Source organism: Amycolatopsis sp. VC5-11 (assembly GCF_037034185.1).
Taxonomy (GTDB): Bacteria; Actinomycetota; Actinomycetes; order Mycobacteriales; family Pseudonocardiaceae; genus Amycolatopsis; species Amycolatopsis nivea.
The window spans coordinates 460,945-479,435 of sequence record NZ_JBAGKF010000002.1; the positions used below are offsets into that span (position 1 = coordinate 460,945).

Genomic DNA, 18,491 nt, shown 5'->3' on the forward strand with positions numbered 1-18,491 from the left:
GTCGGAGGGCGAGGCCAGCGATGACCTGTGGGCGAATCGGGGCCGTTTCGGAGCGGGCGTGATCGGCCGCTGGGATCGGCGCGAGGCGGAGGGGTCGGAAGGTCCTGAGCGCCGGTTGGGCGAGGGACAAGCGGTGGTCAGAGGGCGGGTCGGGGAAGCCCAGGCCGAAACAGGAGTCGGTGCGAGACAGCGGCTAGGCGGCGGCACGATGTCACCTTCACGGCGCTGGGACTCCCGCCGCCTCCCTCAGGAGCCCCAGCGTCCAAAACAGCCGCCTACTGGGCCGTATAACCCCCGTCAGCCAGGATTTCCACTCCGGTTACATACGAGGACTCTGCCGAGGCCAGGAACAGGATCACGTCAGCGACCTCCTGCACCTCCCCAGTCCGTCCCATCGGCACGCCCTCGACCTGCTTCGCCCGCCACACCGGATCCGTCGAGCCGCGGGACGTTCGCATCGGGGGCAGCAAACCGGGGGCTACCGCGTTGACCCGGATGCCCTCGGCCGCATAGTGGACGGACGCGGTGGTGGTCATCGACTTGATCGCGCCCTTAGAGGCCGCATACCCGAGGTGCACGCCGACTTGTCCGATGGACGCAGAGATCGAGGTCAGGTTCACGATTGAACCTCCGCCTCGGCCGGACATCGCCGCGGTGCCGTGTTTGATGCCCAGGAACACTCCGCGGGCGTTGACTTGCAGCAGGCGGTCGTAGAAAGCCGTGCTGGTCAGGTCGGGGTCGAAGGTGCCGCTGATGCCGGCGTTGTTGACCAGTACGTCGAGGCGTCCGTGCTGGGCCAGGACGGCGGCGATGGCGGTGGTCCAGGAAGTTTCGTCGGTGACGTCCAGGCGGCGGTATTCGGCCTGGCCGCCGTTGGCGCGGATCTCTTCGGCCACGGCAGCGCCGTCAGCGTCTTCGACGTCGGTGACGACGACCGTCGCGCCTTCGCGGGCGAAGGTCAGGGCTGCTGCCTTGCCCATGCCGCTCGAAGCGCCGGTGATCAGGGCGATCTTGTCCGCCAATCGCATGTGGGGTGCCTTTCGCTGGTGGGTACCCCAGTCTGCCGTCGCGCCGAGGGGCGGGCCGGATCAGGCCAGTTCGGCGGAGACGACCGACGAGAGGGCCCGCAGCGCGTCCAGCAGGGCGTCGAGTGCGTCGGGGCTGACCAGGACGGTGCTGACCATGCTGCTTTCCCGGACTCCCTCGCGGACGTCGACGGACAGCTCGTGGATCAGCTTCCCGTGCTGGGTCAGCGTCGCGACCAAGGCGGGGATCTGGTCGATGCCGCCGACGAAGTACGTCGCGATCCGGCGGCGGACCAGCATCGCCGGGGCGGAGGTGTACGGGGCGGAGGAAAAGGTGCTCAAGGACATGGCGTACTCCGGGAGGAAGTTCTGGCGAGGGAAAGAAGGGCCAGGTCCCGAAGCAAAAACCGCATACCGGCATCGCGCGCCGGCAGCCTGGTTCAGCCGGCGCGCCGGGTTACGAGTCGCTCGGACGTCATGAGGCGCAGCACGGCGACAGGCTAACACGGCGCCGCGCGAAGGCAAAAGAATCCACAATGGACTGACGGCTCAGCCGGGCTCGTTCCACGGCAGCCGCTTGCGCAGCGAAGTGGCCGCACGCAGGGCGACTTCCACTTCCAGCCGATGCTCGGCGAGCGGTCGGCCGCACAGTTCCTCGGCCTTGCGGACGCGATAGTGAACGGTGTTCTTGTGCAGGTGCAGCCGGGCGGCGGCGTGCGTGTAGCTGCCGTCGGTGTCGAGGAAGACTCGCAGCGTCTCGCGCAGTTGCTCGGTGCCGGGATCGTCGGCGACGAGGTCTCCCAGGACGCGCGCGATCCAGCGGTAGACGTCGTCGGACTGTTCGGTGAGCAGGGCGGCGATCGCGACGTCGTCGAACAGCACCACGTTCTGGCTCTGGTCCTCGTCGGTCTCCGCGACCGCCCGTGCCCGGACCGCCTCGCGCAGGGAGCCGCGGAATCCGGCCAGCCCGTAGCCGGGCGCGCCGAGGGCCAGTCGCAGGCCGCCGCCGATGGTTGTCACGCCCGAGTGGAGGCGTTCGACCTCGATGTCGTCACGTTCCGTGCTGACTGTCCAGCTCCACAGTGTGCGGTCGTCGGCCAGCATGGTCAGGGCTGGACCTCGCCCGCACACCTCCTGGAGCAATCGCGCCGCGGCCTGCAGTTCGCCCGCGCCCTCGGCGGGCAGCCACGCGACGGCCGCGCAGTGCCACTGCCGCATCGGGAAGGCGAGCAACTGCTGCGCGGCGTCCTCGGTCAGCGTGTCCGAATCGAGCACCAGACGGATCTGCGCCGCCCGTGCGGCTCCGGTGCGGCTGCTCCAGCGCCGGCGTTCGGTTTCGAAGATGTCGATCAGGCCCTCGATGACCTGGTCGATGTAGCGGTTGGTGCGCCGCGACAGTTCGGCGAGCACCGCGAGCGCCAGCTGGGTGTCGATGTTCGGCTGCCGTTCCAGCGCCTCGATCGCCCACTGCTCGAACCGGTGCTCGCCGAGCCGGTACGCGCGCAGCAGCGCCTCCAGCGACAGCTCGTGCTGGGCGAACCGGCGCGCGTACTCGGCCGCGGCGGGCGGGACGGTGATCCGGTCGAGCGGGATGGAATGCGACAGCATGTCGAGGATCGCGACCAGATTCGCCGAGGTGCTGGCGATCATGAGCTTGCGGACCGTCTCGTCGTGCCGGAATTCCGGGATCATCTCGACGAACCAGTCGGTGAGTTCGGTGGTGCGGGCGGCGAGGTCGGCGTCGATGGCGTGCGCGATCTCGGCCACGACGGCGTCGACGGCGTCGGACATGGCGGTCAGGGTAACCACCGGACCGCCTCAGCGACAGGCGAGCGGCGTCGTTCACCCCCTCGGTGCAGGCGGTTGTGACCCCGGCACAACGACCGGCGGACCCTTCGGTTCTGCGGCCTATGGCCTGGGTCACGGCCCGTCCTTACCGTCATTTCCCACCTGAGCCGCACTGGGAAAGGACTTCGACGATGCACCTCGCGGCGCTGCCTGAGGAACGGGCCCGGCGAAACCCGAACCGGCCGTGTCTCGCTGACGAACACGGCGAACTCGGCAACGCCGGTTTCGCGGTGCGGGTGCGCAGCGCGGCGGCCGCGTTGCGGGCCCGCGGGGTCGGCGCTGGCGACGTTGTCGCGGTGCTGCTGCCGAATCGCGTCGAGTTCGCGGTGGTGTTGTTCGCTGCCTGGCGGCTCGGTGCCGCGGTCACGCCGGTGAACCCGGAGCTGACCGACGGCGAAGCCTCGTTCCAGATCGCCGACGCGCGGGCGAAAGTCGTGGTGGGACACGGTGATTCGGACCTGGTGACGATGCGGGTCGAGGAACTGGCGACCGCCGCTCCCGACGACGGTCCGGTGGCCGACGACGACCACGCGGTCGCGCTGCTCATCTACACCAGCGGCACCACGGGACAGCCGAAAGGCGTGGTGCTCGACCACCGCAACGTGCGAGTGATGACCGAAATGATCGTCGACGCGCTCGAACTCGGCCCAGCAGACCACAGTTTGCTGATTCTGCCGCTGTTCCATGTCAACGGAATCGTGGTCAGCGTGCTCGCGCCGCTGCTCGCTGGTGGCCGCTCGACGATCACTGCGAGATTCCGCGCCGACGACTTCTTCGACACAATCGAACGCGTCCGTCCGACGTATTTCTCTGCCGTGCCAGCGATTTACGCCCGACTGGCAGGTCTGCCGGACACCGTGCGCCCGGACACTGCGTCGCTGCGGCTGGCGGTTTGCGGTGCCGCGCCGATGCCCGCCGAGCTGATCCAGCGCGTCGAGGAACGGTTCGACGTGGTGGTCGTCGAGGGCTACGGACTGTCCGAGGGAAGTTGTGCTTCCACGCTGAATCCGCTGGCTGGGCCGCGTAAACCGGGCACCGTCGGGCTTCCGCTGCCCGGGCAGGAAGTCGCGCTGATGGACCCACGAGGACAGCTGGTGACCGATGGTCCCGGCGAGGTCGTGGTCCGCGGTCCGAACGTGATGCGCGGCTACCTCAACCGGCCCGATGCGACCGCCGCCACGATCGTCGACGGCTGGCTGCACACCGGCGACGTCGGGCGGTTCGACGAGGACGGCTACCTCGTCCTCGTCGACCGCATCAAGGACATGATCATCCGGGGCGGGGAGAACCTCTACCCCAAGGAGATCGAGAACGCATTGCACGCACACCCGGCGGTGCTGGAAGCCGCGGTGGTCGGCGCGCCGCATCCGGTGCTCGGCGAACTGCCGGTGGCGACCGTGACGCTGTACCCGTCCAGGACAGCGAGCGAGGCCGAACTGCTTGCACACTGCCGGGAACGGCTGACCAGGGTCAAGGTGCCGGTGCGGATCGACATCGTGCCCGCGCTGCCGCGGAACCCAGTCGGCAAAATCGACAAACCCGCGCTGCGCCGGGTACTCGCCGCGGCCAGCTGATCCGAATCTGAAAGAAAAATCCGTGCCCGCAGTGACGGGCCCGGTCGATGCTGCCCGGAGAAAGGCGGAGAACAATGGGGTTCAAGACAGGGGACTTTCCCCCGGTCGATCCGGAAACCTTCCTGCGGAAGCCACTGTTCGAACGAACCAAGGCACTCGCACTGCACTGGGTCCAGTTCGGATTCGGCTCGCCCAAGATGATTCCGGCCACGTACGTGGTGAAGCTGGTTTTCCTCTACGTGCTGGCCGGGGTCGCGTTGGCGACCGCGACGTCCGGTGTCGGCCCGTTCTGGGACGTCGCCGCGTGGTGGCACGAACCAGTGGTTTACCAAAAGCTCGTGCTGTGGACGGTATTCCTGGAAACGGTCGGCGTCGCCGGCTCCTGGGGTCCGATCGCGGGCAAGTTCAAGCCGATGACCGGCGGGATCCTGTTCTGGGCGCGGCCCGGAACGATCCGGTTGCGGCCGTGGAAGCGTGTGCCGTTCACCGCGGGCGACCGGCGGAACGGCTTCGATGTGCTGCTGTACCTGGCTTTCCTCGCCACACTGCTGACCGCGGTCGTGCTTCCCGGTGTCCCGGACGCCGCGTTGTCGGCCGCATTGCCCGGCAACACCTCCGGACTCGTGCGTCCGGCATTGCTGATCGCGCCGATCGTGCTGTACGTGCTGAATGGATTGCGGGACAAGACAATTTTCCTCGCCGCTCGCGGTGAACAGTATCTGCCCGCGTTGGTGTTCTTCGCCTTCCTGCCGTTCGTGAACATGATCATCGCCGCGAAACTGCTGATCTGCACTGTCTGGATCGGCGCGGGCGTCTCGAAGTTCGGCAAGCACTTCACGAATGTGGTGCCGCCGATGGTGTCCAACAGTCCGTGTGTTCCGTTCAAGTGGTTGAAGCGCGCGCATTACCGGAATTTCCCGAACGATATCCGTCCGTCGAAGCTCGCGTCGTTCATGGCGCACGTCGGCGGGACGACGGTGGAAATCATCACGCCGCTGGTTTTGCTGTTCTCCACCAATCACTGGGTCACGCTCGCCGGGGTCGCGCTGATGGTGGTGTTCCACCTCTTCATCACGTCCACGTTCCCGCTGGCGGTGCCGCTGGAGTGGAACATTCTCTTCGGCTACCTCGCGATCTTCCTGTTCCTCGGCTTCCCGGCGAGCGCTGGGTACGGCGTCGGCGACATGACGCCGGGCTGGCTCGCCGTCGTGATCGCGGCCGCGCTGCTGTTCTTCCCGATCTTGGGCAATCTGCGGCCGGACCTGGTGTCGTTCCTGCCGTCTATGCGGCAGTACGCGGGCAACTGGGCGTCGGCGCTGTGGGCGTTCGCGCCGGGGGCCGAGGCGAAGCTGAACACGCTGCCGCACCGGCCGACGAAGAACCAGGTCGACCAGTTGCAGGCGATGGGTTATCCGGCGGAGGTCGCCGAGATCACCATGCAGCAGACGATCGCCTGGCGGTCGATGCACAGCCAGGGCCGCGGGCTGTTCTCGGTGCTGGCGAAGAACCTGCCGGACCTCGAGACGCGGACCGTGCGCGAGGCCGAGTTCGGCTGCAACTCGATCATCGGGTTCAACTTCGGCGACGGGCACCTGCACGACCTCAGCTTCGTCAACGCGGTGCAGAAGCGGGTCGGCTTCGCGCCTGGCGAATGGATCGTGGTGTGGGTCGAGTCGCAGGCCATCCACTCGAAGGTGCAGCATTACCAGGTGATTGACGCGGCGCTGGGCGTGATCGAACGCGGCCACTGGACGGTGGCCGACGCGGTCAACGAACAGCCGTGGCTGCCGAACGGCCCGATCCCGCTCACCGTCACCTGGACCGCGAGCCCGGCGACGACGAGCAGCGTGCCGGCATGACTACGGCGGTGGTGGTCGGCAGCGGACCCAACGGGCTCGCCGCGGCGGCGGTGCTGGCTCGCGCCGGGGTCGACGTGACGGTGCTGGAGGCCGCCGACGAGATCGGCGGCGGCACCCGCACCTACGAGGCGATCGTCCCCGGCCTGTGCCACGACCACTGCTCCGCGACGCATCCGATGGCGGTCGGCTCGCCGGTGCTGACCGACCTCGGGCTCGACCGGTACGGCCTGCGCTGGCGGCTGCCGGAAATCGACTGCGTGCATCCGCTCGACGACGGCACCGCCGGTGTCCTGCGACGCTCGGTCTCCGGCACCGCCGCCGGGCTCGGCCCGGACGAACGTCGCTGGTCAGCGCTGTTCTCCTCGCCCGCGCAGAACTACGACGCGCTGAGCGAGGACATCCTCGGGCCACTGTTGCGAGTGCCGAAACATCCGTTGCTGCTGGGCCGGTTCGGTCTGCCGACGGTCGCGCCGGCGACCGTGCTGGCCCGGTACTTTCGCACTCCTCAGGCTCGCGCGCTGTGGCTCGGGGTGGCGGCGCACGCGTTCCGGCCGCTCGACCGTCCGCTGTCGTCGGCGATCGGGCTCGGCATCCTCACCGCTGGTCACCGGCACGGCTGGGCGGTCGCCGAGGGCGGGTCGCGCGCGATCAGCGACGCCTTGGCCGCACTGATCGCCGACTTCGGCGGGAAGATCGAAACTGGTGTGCGGGTGGAGTCGGTTTCGCAGCTGCCGCGGGCGGACGTGGTGGTGTGGGACGTCGGACCGAGCACTCTCGCGCAGGTGCTCGGCGACCGGTTGCCGCCGCGGATCCGGCGGGCGTGCGAGAAGTTTCGCTACGGTCCCGGCGCGTTCAAAGTGGACTTCGCGGTGCAGGGCGGGATTCCGTGGCGTTCGCCGGAAGCGCGGGCGGCCGGGACTGTCCACTTGGGAGGACCGGCGGCGGAGGTCGTTGCTGGCGAACGTGAAGTGCACAGTGGACGGATGCCGGAGCGACCGTTCGTGTTGCTGGGACAGCAGTATCTGGCTGATCCGACGCGTTCGGTCGGAGATGTGCATCCGGTGTGGGCGTACGCGCATGTGCCGCATGGATACACCGGTGACGCTACTGAGGCGATCACTGCGCAGATCGAACGGTTCGCGCCGGGTTTCCGGGAGCGGGTCATTGGTTCGGTGACGACGTCGTCGGCGGAATTCGCTGCGGAGAACCCGAATTTCGTCGGCGGCAACATCCTCACCGGCGCGAAAGACCTGCGGCAGCTGGTTTTCGGCCCGCGGACGACGTTGCAGCCGTATGACGTGGGTGTTCCCGGGCATTTCGTTTGTTCCGCGGCCACGCCGCCGGGGCCGGGTGCGCACGGGATGTGCGGCAGCCACGCGGCGGCGCGGGCGTTGCGGTATCTGCGGCGGTGACGGGTCAGCGGAGAAGGACGCCCGGGTTCAGGATCCCGGCTGGGTCCAGGGCGTCCTTCGCCGCGGAGAGGGCTGCGGCGAACGGGTCCGGGCGCTGCCGGTCGTACCACGGGCGGTGGTCGCGGCCGACCGAATGGTGGTGGGTAATCGTGCCGCCGTTGGCCAGGATCGCTTCGGACACCGCGGTTTTCAGCTCGTCCCACTGTGCGACGGTGCTGCCCCAGCGGCCGGTCGCGTAGATGCCGTAGTACGGCGCGGGGCCGTCCGGGTACACGTGGGTGAACCGGCAGGTCACCACGCCCGCGCCGCAGATCTCGGCGATCGCCGCGTTCGCGGCCGTCGTGACCGCTTCGTGCAGGGAGTCGAACGCGTCCCAGGTGCAGGCGGTCTCGAAGGTCTCCACCACCATCGACCGGCGGGCGAGGGCGTCGCGCTGGTACGGCATGCGCAGGAACGCCGAACGCCACGTCGAACCCGACTCGCCGCGGCGGGCGGTGACGGTGCCGCCGTGGTCGGCGGTGAGTTCGAGGGCACGGTCCAGCCAGGCGTCCACCGGATGGTCGGCGGACTCGAACGCGAGCAGAAGCAAACCGTCCGTCTGGACGCCGGTGTTGAGGAACGCTTCGGCGGCGTCGAGGAGACGGCAGTTCGCCGGGTACAGGCCGGACTGGGCGATCGCCCGGGTCGCTTGCACCGCGTCGGAGTACCGGGCGAAGCTGACTGACGATTTCGCTTGCCAGCGAGGGCGTTCTTGCAGGCGCATCCAGGCTTCGGTGATCACGCCGAGGGTGCCTTCCGAGCCGAGGAACAACCGATCCGGCGACGGTCCGGCCCCCGATCCGGGCAGCCGCCGCGACTCGCTGACCCCAGCCGGGGTCACGACGCGCAGCGACTCGGCGAGGTCGTCGATGTGCGTGGCCAGCGTGGCGAAGTGGCCGCCGGCGCGGGTCGCGAGCCAGCCGCCGAGCGTGGAGTGCGTGAACGACTGGGGGTAGTGCCGCAGCGTCAGCCCGTGCGGGCGGAGCTGGTCCTCGAGCGCCGGTCCGTACACCCCGGCCTGGATCCGCGCGGCGCGGCTCGTCCGGTCGATCTCCACGACCTGGTCGAGGCGGCCGAGGTCCAGCGACACCGCGGGCGCGGGGAACCGCGGTTCGATGCCGCCGACGACGGAACTGCCGCCGCCGTAAGGGATTACCGGCGTGCCGTCGGTGGAGCACCAGTCCAGGAGATCGAGTACGTCCTGCTCGGATTCCGGACGCGCGACGACGTCCGGCACCGCTTCGACCCGCCCTTCCAGGTTCCGGACGACGTCGCGGAACGCCTTGCCGCGCGCGTGCGACAGCCGGCCGGTCTGGTCGGTCGAGCACAGCCGCGCCAGTGCGGCGGGCGGGCGGAGCCGGGACGGCGGCACTGGCAGGTCGTCTGGCGGGGGAGGGGCGTGGTCGGTGAAGTCGTGGGCGGGCAGGAAGGCGGCAGTGCGCGCGACCAGCGCCTCCGCTTCTTCGGCGGTCAGCGCTTCCTCGACGTCGCCCCAACCCCACCAGGACCGTGTCATCCGTCTGCTCCCTTCCGAATTGACCCTTGAGTAACTTACTTTAGGGTAATAGGCATTGAGGAGGAAAGATGAGCGTGCTGACCGCTGCCGCGCCGTTCGTGGTGAACAAGCTGCTACCTCGCTTCGACCAGCGGATCGAGGAGTCCGCGAAGCCGTTCGACCGACCCGGTCTGCTGCGGCCGCATCCAGGTTCGCGGACCTGGGCGTGGACGCATTACGGCATTTTCGCGCCGGAGCTGCCGCGGCCGCACCGCTACCTCAACGCCATGATCCTGATCGGCAGCACCGGCGCGGTCTGTTTCGACAACGACTACCTCGCGACCTCCGACGCCCGCCGCACCACGACCGTTCTCTCGTCCACTGCCGCGCCTGGGCACCACCACTACCAGGCTTACGACTCGCGCACCGAATGCCGGTTCGCCGAGGACGGTTCGCGGCTGGAGTGGGATTCGGATCTGGCTATCGAAGCGGCGCATCCGTCGTATCAGGTGCACGCGCGGTACGACGGGTTCTCGGCGGATCTGGCGATCACCGCGACGCCGCAGGTCTCGTGGTTCGTGCGCAATCCGGCTTACGATCACTTGAGTCTGCTCGCCACCTTCACCGGGATGATCACTGACGACACCGGTGAGACGGAAATCGGCGGACTTTGCACTGTGGAGTACGCGCGATCTCTTTCGCCGCAAGCACTTCGGCGTTCGCCGTTGCCGCAGCGGTTCAAGCTGCCGATTGACTTCTTCACCTATCAGATCATCAATCTCGATGACCGGACGCAGTTGTTGCTCACCGATGTCCGCGCGGCTGGGGCGACGGCTTGCCGGCTGGCGCACCTGCGCACGCTCGACGGTGATGCGGCGGTGTTTCGGGATGTGCGGGTCGAGGTGGAGCATCGGGTTGAACCGGAGGTTGATCCGCGGGGGCGGGAGATGCGGGTTCCGGAGCGGTTCCGCTGGACGGTGCGGGACGGCGCGGAGGAGGTCGTGGCGGTGGAGGCGGTTGTGGACAGTCCGCTGCGGTACGGCCATGGGCGCGGTTATGTCGGTGCGTACACGTATTCCGGTGCGTTTCGGGGGCGGCCGGTTTCGGGGAGCGGGTACTTCGAGTGGGTGGATTGCGAGGTCAGCCGCGCAGGGAGGTGAGGATGCGGGCGCAGCGCTGAGTGGTGGTTTCGGCGGGTTCCTCGGGGTGCTCGAGCCACCAGTTGACGGTGGCGGCGACCGCGCCGTACCAGATGCGGGCGAACAGCGAGGCGTCGGCGGGGTCAGCGAAACCGGCTGAGGCCAAGGCTTCCTGGGTGCCTTCCGCGCCGAGCGTGGAGAGTTTGCGGCGGTAAGAGCGGGCTGCTTCGTCCACTGCGGAGCCTGGGGGCAGCGTCGGGTCCCAGAGGACGGCCCAGTCCAGGCGGCGGGGTTCCAGGGTGCGGAAGATCGCTTCCAAGGTGCCTAGGGCGCGGGTGAGGCCGGTGCCGGTTTGGGCTTCGGTGACGGCGTCGACCAGCGGGGCTGCGCCTCGGTGGAGGCAGGCCAGGTAGAGGCCGTCTTTGGATTCGAAGTAGCCGTATACCAGGGGTTTGGAGATTTCCGCTCGGCGTGCGATGGCGGCTACTGAGGCGTGGGCGTAGCCCTGGGTGCCGAACTCGTGGACGGCGGCGTCGAGGATCAGCCGCTCCCGTTCGGGGCGCGGCATTCCTTTGCTGCCTGCTGGGTTTGGCACGTTGTTGAGCATAGCTGATGGGGGCTTGGTCTATTGTGGACGGTTGGTTCGCCGGGGGGTTCGGCTCGTCGCCTGGCGGCGACATTGCGCTCGTTAGGGGGCCCGCCACCCCGAAGTTTTATTGTGCTGACGGTCGGTGGGTGCTTGTCAAGGCGGGAAAGATGCCTTGACAAGCACCCATCGACCGCAGTGGGGCTTCGGATCGGGGTTGGGGGCGGTGTGGGTGCCTCGACGTTGGGTGCATCGGTGCGGTTTCGTTGGTGGCGGGGCTTGCGCCCCAATGTGGCATTGGGTGCATGTGACGCACCCAATGTGGCGTTCGGTGCGTTGAGCGCACCCAATGCCGCATTGGGGCGCATCCCGGTGGGTGCGGGGCGGGCGAGTGGGTCGTGAAGGGGTCCTTGAGGGAATCTGGGTCCGTGAAGGGGTCCCTCACGTACCGGCCGCTGGTCGTGAGGGGGGCCCTGAGGGAATCAGCGGCTGTGAGGGTGGCCCCACGAACCTCCCCGGAGTGGGGGGTGCGCGGATTGGCAAGACCTCTGCCTGCGATGACAAGGCCCTCAGCCTCTAGCAAGCGACACTGGGTCGCTGCGGGGCAAATGGGCGCCTTGTAGCGGATCGGGAGGCCTGGATGGCACAGCAGTCGACACCGGAGGCTGTCGGAGGGCAGCTGCGCGCTAATGCGCTCGGCACTGGCGGGATTGCGTTTCTCGTGCTCGCTGCGGTCGCGCCGTTGACCGGGATGGTGGTGATCGCGGGGCTCGGGATCGCGCTCGGCAATGGCGGCGGGATGCCTGCATCATTCCTGATCGCGGGGATTGTGTTGCTGTTGTTCGGTGTTGGCTACGCGCGGATGAGCCGGTACGTGTCCAACGCTGGTGGGTTCTACGCGTATCTTACTGCGGCCTTAGGGCGTCCGGCGGGGTTGTCCGGGGCGTTTGTGGCGTTGGCTGGATACAACTGTTTCGTCGCGGGGGCGGTGGGGACCTCTGGTGCGTTGACGGGCGGGGTCGTCAACCGGGTCTTTCATTTGGACTTGCCGTGGGAGTTTTGGGCTGCGTTGTCCGTCGTCGCGGTGTTTTTGCTGAGTCGTCGTGGGGTGGACGTTTCGGCGAAGGTGCTTGCGGTGTCGCTGATTCTTGAGGTCAGCATTCTGGTTGTCTTCGACGTTGCGGTGCTCGTGAAGTCTGGGTATTCGCTCAGTGCGTTGTCGCCTGCGGTCGTCACGTCTGGGTCTATCGGGCTTGGGTTGTTGTTTGCTGCCACGTGTTTCATCGGGTTCGAGGCGACTGCGTTGTTCAGCGAGGAAGCGCGCGACCCGAACAAGTCAGTGCCGCGTGCTACTTATATCGCGGTGATCGCTATTGGGGTTTTCGCTGCGATTACCTCGCTTGCGCTGGTCAGCGCGATCGGCGTGGGGAACGCGAAAGCCGTGGCGCAGGATCATCTCGCGGCGGGGGACCTGCTCTTGGCTACCTCGCAGGATGTGCTCGGGACCGTGCTTACCGATGTCATGCAGTTGTTGCTTGTGGTGAGTCTGTTCGCCGCGTTGCTGGCGTTGCACAACTCCGCTAGTCGGTACATTTACGCGCTTGCCCGGGACGGCGTGTTGCCGAAGGTGTTGGGGCGTACGGTTTCTGGTACGCCGCGTAACGCCAGTGCGGCGCAGATCGGGTTCGCGACGGTTGTAGCGGCGATCTTCGCGGTGCTGGGGCTTGATCCGGTCGCGTTCTTGACGTCGTCGATGACTGGGTTCGGGACGTTGGCGATCCTCGTGTTGCAGGCGATGGCGTCGATCGCGGTGGTGGTGTTCTTCCGGCAACGGCGGGATCCGCATTGGTGGAGCACGTTTGTCGCGCCGGGGCTTGGCGGGGCTGGGCTGATCGGCGTGATCGTGCTGGCGGTGCTGAATTTTCCGACGATGGCCGGGTCCGACGCGGCGTGGATCGGGTTGTTGCCGTGGCTGCTGCCGATCCTGATCGTCGCAGGGCTGGCGATGGCGGAGTATCTGCGACGCAAGCGTCCGGAGACGTATGCGGCGCTCGGGCCGGAGGTGCATTGAGTCCGCAGTGGACTCAGCTTTTCTCCTTGGTGCGGTCGTGCGCCCAGCCGGCGAGGACTACCCCGGCGAGGGTAAGCACTACCAGTGCGGCTAATTGTCCGCCCCAGCCGCCGGGGACCCAATCAAGTGCGCCCCACAATTGGCGTGCGTCGTGGTCGAAGAAACTGCGGATCGCGGCCTGTGCGGATACGACGGTGAGCACCATGCCGACGATCTGCACTGCTGAGTAGCCGCCCTTGCTCATGTGTTCTCCCTGAGTCGTGGTGCTCCCAGTGTGTCGGCCGCGGCTACGGTGCGCATCGGACCTGCGGAGCGAACCGGGGCCGACCAAAGTCGAGGGTTACTACTTTGGTCTAGGGCGCGGGGTGTGCCGAGGGCGGCTGCACGGCGGGGGCGGATCGGCGAAGATGGGCTGGTGATCGTTTCGCAGGTCAAGCTCAAGCCGTGGCAGCAGGGGTGGCGGCTGGCCGTGGCCGCGCTGCTCGGCGTGGTTGCCTGGGTGGCGGTCGCCTCTCATCTGCCCGCGGGGTCCGACGACCCGCGGATCGGGTGGCTGATCTTCGGCGACCCGATCATCGGGCTCGGCTGTCTGGTCGCGTCGCTGTGGCGGCGGAAGTATCCGCTCTCGATCGCGACCGGGGTGATCATCGTCTCGGCGGTGTCGACCTCCGCCGGGGGAGCCGCGCTCCTGGTGCTCGGGTCGCTCGCCACTCGGCGCCGGCTGTTCGAGACCACCTTCATCGGGCTGGCGTGCGTCGCTACCGCGGCGGTCACCGAAGGGCTCTACCCTCGCGGTTCCGACCCGGATCCGTGGTGGTGGTCCATTTCGTTCATCGTGCTGGTCACCGGCATCGTCGTGGCGGTCGGAGCGGCGATCGGGGCGCGGCGCGAGGAGTTGCAGTCGCTGCGGGAACGCGCGGAGAGCGCCGAACGCGAGCAGGTCGCGCGGGCGGCCGAGGCGCGCATTGTCGAGCGGCACCGGATCGCGCGCGAGATGCACGACGTCCTCGCGCACCGGGTGTCGCTGGTCGCGATGCAGGCCGGCGTGCTGGGGCATCGCGCCGATCTGCCGCCTGACCAGGTGTCGCTGCTGGCCAGGGGGATCGCCGACGGTGCGCATCAGGCGCTGGAGGAGCTGCGGGAGGTGCTCGGGGTCCTGCGGGCCAGTCCGGGCGGGCTTGAGCCGCCGCAGCCCTCGCTCGCGAATCTGCCCGCGCTGGTCGCTGACGCGCGGGCGCTCGGGGTGCAGGTCAGCTATACCCCGGAGACGGTCGGGAATCCGCCGGATCTGCTGGCGCGCACGGTGTACCGGATCGTCCAAGAAGGACTGACCAATGCCGGGAAACACGCGCCTGGCGCCGACGTGTGTGTCACCGTGGAGGGCGGGGAGGGCGAGGGGCTGCGCGTGACGGTGCGGGATTCCGGAGCGACCGAGAACGTGGCGCCGCCGCCGTCCGCCGGGTTCGGGTTGCTGGGGCTTGCCGAGCGGGTCGAGCTCGCCGGTGGCGACCTTGACCATCACGCGGACCCGGACGGCGGGTTCGTGCTGACCGCGTGGCTGCCGTGGCCTGCCCGCGGCGAAGGGAGCGAGTGAGTGGACCGGGTGCGGGTCGTGATCGTCGACGACGATCAGCTGGTGCGGATGTCGTTGCGGCTCATGCTCGACGGCGAGGCCGACCTGGAGGTCGCCGGCGAGGCCGCGGACGGCGACGCCGCGATCGCCGAGGTCCGCCGGCTCCGGCCGGACGTCGTGCTGATGGACGTGCGGATGCCCGGCCGCGACGGGCTGAGCGCGACCGAAGCCATCCTCAGCTGGCCGGACCCGCCGCGGATCCTCGTGCTGACCACCTTCGACTCCGACGAGATGGTGCTCGGCGCGCTGCGCGCCGGGGCGCTCGGGTTCGTGCTCAAGGACACCCCGCCGCCGGACATCCTGGCCGCGGTGCGCGCGGTCGCCGACGGGAACCCCGCGCTGTCCCCGGCCGCCACCAGCCGGTTGATCACCGCGGCGATGGGGCCGCAGTCGTCGGGGAGCCGGCGTGCCGCGCGCGAGGCGGCGCGGGCGCGGCTGGCCGCGTTGACCGAACGCGAACGGGACACCGCGCGGGCGATCGCGGAAGGGCTGTCGAATGCCGAGGTGGGCGCGCGGCTGCACATCAGCGTGGCGACGGTGAAGGCGCACACGAGCAGCCTGTTCGCGAAGCTCGGCGTGGTGAACCGGGTGCAGATCGCGCTCGTCGTGCGCGACAGCGAGGAATAACCGGAAATCCGCAGTGCCTGGCACGTATTCCGGAATGAATGCGCAGGATGCGAATCTATTCTCGTAATGAGGAATATTCCTGCGGCAATTTACGCTATTTGTCGGAGTGAATCACCTTCGCGTTTCGGTACCATCTTGGCGGCAAAGTCCTTTTTCGCGGACGAATGCAACGAAAGAGGAGCGATGACTTTCGCTGACAACACCGACCCGTTGACCACCGCGGCGGGCGCGCCGGTCGCCGACAACCAGAACAGCCTCACCGCGGGCGCACGCGGTCCGGTTCTGCTCCAGGACCTCTGGCTGGTGGAAAAGCTCGCGCACTTCGACCGCGAGGTGATCCCGGAGCGGCGGATGCACGCCAAGGGGTCCGGTGCGTTCGGCAAGTTCACCGTCACCCACGACATCAGCCGCTACACCAGGGCCGCGCTGTTCAGCAAGGTCGGCAACGAGGTCGAGACGTTCGTGCGGTTCTCCACCGTCGCCGGGGAACGCGGCGCCGCCGACGCGGAACGCGACATCCGCGGGTTCGCCGTCCGGTTTTACACCTCGCAAGGAAACTGGGACCTGGTCGGCAACAACACGCCGGTCTTCTTCCACCGCGACCCGCTGAAGTTCCCCGACCTGAACCACGCGGTGAAGCGCGATCCGCGGACAAACCTGCGCAACGCGGAGAACAAGTGGGGCTTCTGGACCAATCTTCCCGAGGCGCTGCACCAGATCACCATCGTGATGAGCGACCGCGGCATCCCGAAGACCTACCGGCACATGCACGGGTTCGGCTCGCACACGTTCAGCCTGATCAACGACGCGGGCGAGCGGCACTGGGTGAAGTTCCACTTGCGCACCCAGCAGGGCATCGAAAACCTGACCGACGCCGAGGCGGACGCGCTCATCGGCGAGGACCGCGAATCGCACCAGCGCGATCTGTACGACGCGATCGAACGCGGTGACTATCCTAAGTGGACGCTCTATGTGCAGCTCATGCCGGAGGCGGACGCGGCGACCTATCGGTTCCACCCGTTCGACCTCACGAAGGTCTGGAGCAAAAAGGACTATCCGCTCGTCGAGGTCGGCGAGCTGGAGCTGAACCGCAATCCGGAGAACTACTTCGCCGACGTCGAACAGGCCGCGTTCACCCCGGCCAACCTGGTGCCGGGGATCTCGGTCAGCCCGGACAAGATGTTGCAGGGCAGGCTGTTCTCCTACGGCGACGCCACTCGCTACCGGCTCGGCGTGAACCACCACCAGATCCCGGTCAACTGCCCGCGCGCGGCGGCGCTGGTCAACACCTACCACCGCGACGGCGCGATGCGCGTAGACGGCAACCAGGGCGGAGTGCCGGGCGTGCAGCCGAACTCCTTCGGACGGTGGGCGGAGCAGCCGCAGTACGCCGAGCCCGCGGGACCGGGCGGCGAGGTCGCGGACCGGTTCGACTATCGCGAGGACGACGACAACTACTACGAGCAGCCCGGAAACCTGTTCCGGCTGCTGGACGAGGGCGCGCGGCAGCGATTGTTCGAGAACACGGCGCGGGGAATCAAGGGCGCGCGCAGGGAGACGGTCGAGCGGCATATCGACAATTGCGCCAAGGCGGATCCGGCTTACGGCGCTGGGGTGCGGAAGGCGTGCGAGGAGATCGGGGCGTTGTGACCGGTTGGCACGGCTGAGGCGGCGCAGTTGTCAGGCCGTTGCCTGCTCGCGCCGGTCGAGGCCGGGTTCATGCGCGCCTCCTCGCGGTGCGGACTCTGTCGCCAGGATAAGCGACAGCACGGAAGAAGGCCGGGACCAGACGGTCCCGGCCTCCTCCCTCGCCAGTTGGCTCAGACGAGTTTCTGCGCTTCGAGCAGCGTGTCTCGCAGGATCTGTTCGATCTCGTCGAACTCCGCCTGCCCGGCGATCAGCGGCGGAGCGAACTGGACGACGACGTCGCCCCGGTCGTCCGGGCGGCAGTAGAGGCCGCGGTCGAACAGCGCGCCCGGCAGGAAACCGCGGACGAGGCGTTCCCGTTCGTCGGCGTTGAACGTCTCGCGGGTCGCCTTGTCCTTGACCAGTTCGACGGCCCAGAAGTACCCGTCGCCGCGGACGTCGCCGACGATCGGCAGGTCCAGGAGCTTGTCGAGCGTCGAACGGAACGCGTCCTGGTTGTCCAGTACGCGCTGGTTGAGGCCCTCGCGTTCCATCAGGTCGAGGTTCGCGAGCGCGACCGCGGCCGACACCGGGTGCCCGCCGAAGGTGTACCCGTGCGGGAAGGCGACCTTCGAGGCGAGGAACGGCTCCATCACCCGGTCCGACGCGATCAGCGCGGCGATCGGGCTGTACCCGGAGCTGAGGCCCTTGGCGCAGGTCAGCAGGTCCGGCTGGAGGCCGAACTTCTCGCTGGCGAACGTCGCGCCGTGCCTGCCGAACGCGCAGATCACCTCGTCTGCGACCAGCAGGACGTCGTGCCGGTCGCAGATTTCCCGCACGCGCTCGAAGTACCCGGGCGGCGGCGTGAGGCAGCCGCCGGAGTTCTGCACCGGTTCGAGCACGACCGCGGCGACCGTGTCCGCGCCCTCGAACAGGATCGCTTCCTCGATCCGGTCCGCGGCCCAGCGGCCGAACGCTTCGAGGTCGTCGGCGAACTCCGGATGCCGGTACAGGTTGGTGTTCGGCACGCGGAAACCGCCCGGCGCGAGCGGTTCGAAGTCCTTCTTCATCGCGGGCAGCCCGGTGATCGCGAGCGCGCCGTGCGGGGTGCCGTGGTAGGCCACCGCGCGGCTGATCACCTTGTGCTTGCCGGGTTTTCCGGTCAGCTTGAAGTACTGCTTCGCGACCTTCCACGCGGACTCGACCGCTTCGCCGCCGCCGGTGGTGAAGAAGACGCGGTTGAGGTCGCCCGGCGCGAGGTGCGCGAGCCGTTCGGCCAGTTCCGCCGCGGGTTTCGTGGCATAGCCCCAAATCGGGAAGTACGCCAGCTCGTTCGCCTGCTGCGCGGCGACCTCGACGAGTTCGCGACGGCCGTGTCCGGCCTGCACGACGAAGAGTCCGGCCAGGCCGTCGAGGATCTTGCGGCCGCGGTCGTCCCACACGTGCACGCCCTCGCCGCGGGTGATCACCGGGACCGGCGAGTCCGGGTAATTTCCCATGCGGGAGAAGTGCATCCACAGGTGCCGGGCTGCTGCCGACTGAGTGTCCATTGCAGAT

The 18,491-nt window shown here is 68.1% G+C and carries 15 protein-coding genes; 8 read left to right on the forward strand and 7 right to left on the reverse strand.

What is annotated here, in order from left to right; translation table 11 throughout:
- Positions 1 to 275 precede the first annotated feature (275 nt).
- From WA670_RS09450 to WA670_RS09460, 3 genes are all read right to left on the reverse strand, one after another.
- Complete coding sequence (locus tag WA670_RS09450; protein WP_037817041.1) at positions 276 to 1,028, reverse strand: SDR family NAD(P)-dependent oxidoreductase; 753 nt, start codon at positions 1,026 to 1,028, stop codon at positions 276 to 278.
- 60 nt (positions 1,029 to 1,088) lie between these two features.
- Positions 1,089 to 1,373: a hypothetical protein gene (locus tag WA670_RS09455; RefSeq protein WP_037817040.1), complete on the reverse strand. Its 285-nt coding sequence runs from the start codon at positions 1,371 to 1,373 to the stop codon at positions 1,089 to 1,091.
- Positions 1,374 to 1,574: 201 nt separating this feature from the next.
- Positions 1,575 to 2,816 (reverse strand): PucR family transcriptional regulator, encoded by a 1,242-nt coding sequence (locus tag WA670_RS09460; RefSeq protein ID WP_134728165.1) that lies wholly within the window; start codon positions 2,814 to 2,816, stop codon positions 1,575 to 1,577.
- A gap of 188 nt (positions 2,817 to 3,004) precedes the next feature.
- On the opposite strand from WA670_RS09460, the gene WA670_RS09465 reads away from it, so the two are divergent.
- The 3 genes from WA670_RS09465 to WA670_RS09475 all read left to right on the forward strand — a co-directional run bounded on the left by WA670_RS09465 (position 3,005) and on the right by WA670_RS09475 (position 7,718).
- Positions 3,005 to 4,447: a class I adenylate-forming enzyme family protein gene (locus WA670_RS09465; protein WP_336157524.1), complete on the forward strand. Its 1,443-nt coding sequence runs from the start codon at positions 3,005 to 3,007 to the stop codon at positions 4,445 to 4,447.
- Between the two features lie 74 nt (positions 4,448 to 4,521).
- Entirely contained in the window at positions 4,522 to 6,306 is a 1,785-nt protein-coding gene (locus tag WA670_RS09470) for a DUF3556 domain-containing protein (protein ID WP_336157525.1), read from the forward strand.
- The gene (locus tag WA670_RS09475) at positions 6,303 to 7,718 is read left to right on the forward strand and encodes a phytoene desaturase family protein (RefSeq protein WP_336157526.1); all 1,416 of its coding nucleotides are present in this window, start codon (positions 6,303 to 6,305) and stop codon (positions 7,716 to 7,718) included. Before WA670_RS09470 ends, WA670_RS09475 begins: the two co-directional genes overlap by 4 nt.
- A gap of 4 nt (positions 7,719 to 7,722) precedes the next feature.
- Here the strand turns inward: WA670_RS09475 and WA670_RS09480 are convergent, their stop codons facing one another.
- Complete coding sequence (locus tag WA670_RS09480; protein WP_336157527.1) at positions 7,723 to 9,273, reverse strand: FAD-binding oxidoreductase; 1,551 nt, start codon at positions 9,271 to 9,273, stop codon at positions 7,723 to 7,725.
- A 68-nt stretch (positions 9,274 to 9,341) separates the two neighbouring features.
- Here WA670_RS09480 and WA670_RS09485 point away from each other — a divergent pair, with 68 nt between their 5' ends.
- Positions 9,342 to 10,412, forward strand: a complete 1,071-nt coding sequence (locus WA670_RS09485; protein WP_336157528.1) for a DUF6670 family protein — start codon at positions 9,342 to 9,344, stop codon at positions 10,410 to 10,412.
- Here the strand turns inward: WA670_RS09485 and WA670_RS09490 are convergent.
- Positions 10,393 to 10,986: a TetR/AcrR family transcriptional regulator gene (locus WA670_RS09490; protein WP_336157529.1), complete on the reverse strand. Its 594-nt coding sequence runs from the start codon at positions 10,984 to 10,986 to the stop codon at positions 10,393 to 10,395. The two genes, WA670_RS09485 and WA670_RS09490, sit on opposite strands and share 20 nt — an antisense overlap.
- A 631-nt stretch (positions 10,987 to 11,617) precedes the next feature.
- Between WA670_RS09490 and WA670_RS09495 the strand changes: the two genes are divergently transcribed.
- Positions 11,618 to 13,048, forward strand: a complete 1,431-nt coding sequence (locus WA670_RS09495) for an APC family permease (protein WP_037817032.1) — start codon at positions 11,618 to 11,620, stop codon at positions 13,046 to 13,048.
- A 13-nt stretch (positions 13,049 to 13,061) separates the two neighbouring features.
- Here WA670_RS09495 and WA670_RS09500 read toward each other — a convergent pair whose 3' ends face one another.
- Positions 13,062 to 13,292, reverse strand: a complete 231-nt coding sequence (locus WA670_RS09500) for a hypothetical protein (RefSeq protein WP_238604403.1) — start codon at positions 13,290 to 13,292, stop codon at positions 13,062 to 13,064.
- A 171-nt stretch (positions 13,293 to 13,463) separates the two neighbouring features.
- Here WA670_RS09500 and WA670_RS09505 point away from each other — a divergent pair, with 171 nt between their 5' ends.
- The 3 genes from WA670_RS09505 (at position 13,464) to WA670_RS09515 (ending at position 16,958) form a co-directional block, all read left to right on the forward strand.
- Positions 13,464 to 14,642, forward strand: coding sequence for a sensor histidine kinase (locus tag WA670_RS09505; RefSeq protein WP_240691243.1), 1,179 nt, complete (start codon positions 13,464 to 13,466; stop codon positions 14,640 to 14,642).
- Positions 14,643 to 15,308, forward strand: a complete 666-nt coding sequence (locus tag WA670_RS09510; RefSeq protein WP_037817028.1) for a response regulator transcription factor — start codon at positions 14,643 to 14,645, stop codon at positions 15,306 to 15,308. It begins immediately after the preceding gene.
- 183 nt (positions 15,309 to 15,491) lie between these two features.
- Positions 15,492 to 16,958, forward strand: coding sequence for a catalase (locus tag WA670_RS09515; RefSeq protein WP_037817026.1), 1,467 nt, complete (start codon positions 15,492 to 15,494; stop codon positions 16,956 to 16,958).
- A 170-nt stretch (positions 16,959 to 17,128) separates the two neighbouring features.
- On the opposite strand, the gene WA670_RS09520 is transcribed toward WA670_RS09515, so the two are convergent.
- On the reverse strand, positions 17,129 to 18,484 hold the full coding sequence (locus tag WA670_RS09520; RefSeq protein WP_037817024.1) for an aspartate aminotransferase family protein: 1,356 nt from the start codon (positions 18,482 to 18,484) through the stop codon (positions 17,129 to 17,131).
- Positions 18,485 to 18,491 lie beyond the last annotated feature (7 nt).

Bases quoted from the DNA above. Each gene is read 5' to 3' on its own strand.
- WA670_RS09465 (WP_336157524.1), top strand. From the start codon at position 3,005: ATGCACCTCGCGGCGCTGCCTGAGGAACGGGCCCGGCGAAACCCGAAC.
- WA670_RS09460 (WP_134728165.1), bottom strand. From the start codon at position 2,816: ATGTCCGACGCCGTCGACGCCGTCGTGGCCGAGATCGCGCACGCCATC.
- WA670_RS09450 (WP_037817041.1), bottom strand. From the start codon at position 1,028: ATGCGATTGGCGGACAAGATCGCCCTGATCACCGGCGCTTCGAGCGGC.
- WA670_RS09485 (WP_336157528.1), top strand. From the start codon at position 9,342: ATGAGCGTGCTGACCGCTGCCGCGCCGTTCGTGGTGAACAAGCTGCTA.
- WA670_RS09515 (WP_037817026.1), top strand. From the start codon at position 15,492: ATGACTTTCGCTGACAACACCGACCCGTTGACCACCGCGGCGGGCGCG.
- WA670_RS09520 (WP_037817024.1), bottom strand. From the start codon at position 18,484: ATGGACACTCAGTCGGCAGCAGCCCGGCACCTGTGGATGCACTTCTCC.
- WA670_RS09455 (WP_037817040.1), bottom strand. From the start codon at position 1,373: ATGTCCTTGAGCACCTTTTCCTCCGCCCCGTACACCTCCGCCCCGGCG.
- WA670_RS09480 (WP_336157527.1), bottom strand. From the start codon at position 9,273: ATGACACGGTCCTGGTGGGGTTGGGGCGACGTCGAGGAAGCGCTGACC.
- WA670_RS09495 (WP_037817032.1), top strand. From the start codon at position 11,618: ATGGCACAGCAGTCGACACCGGAGGCTGTCGGAGGGCAGCTGCGCGCT.
- WA670_RS09470 (WP_336157525.1), top strand. From the start codon at position 4,522: ATGGGGTTCAAGACAGGGGACTTTCCCCCGGTCGATCCGGAAACCTTC.
- WA670_RS09500 (WP_238604403.1), bottom strand. From the start codon at position 13,292: ATGAGCAAGGGCGGCTACTCAGCAGTGCAGATCGTCGGCATGGTGCTC.
- WA670_RS09475 (WP_336157526.1), top strand. From the start codon at position 6,303: ATGACTACGGCGGTGGTGGTCGGCAGCGGACCCAACGGGCTCGCCGCG.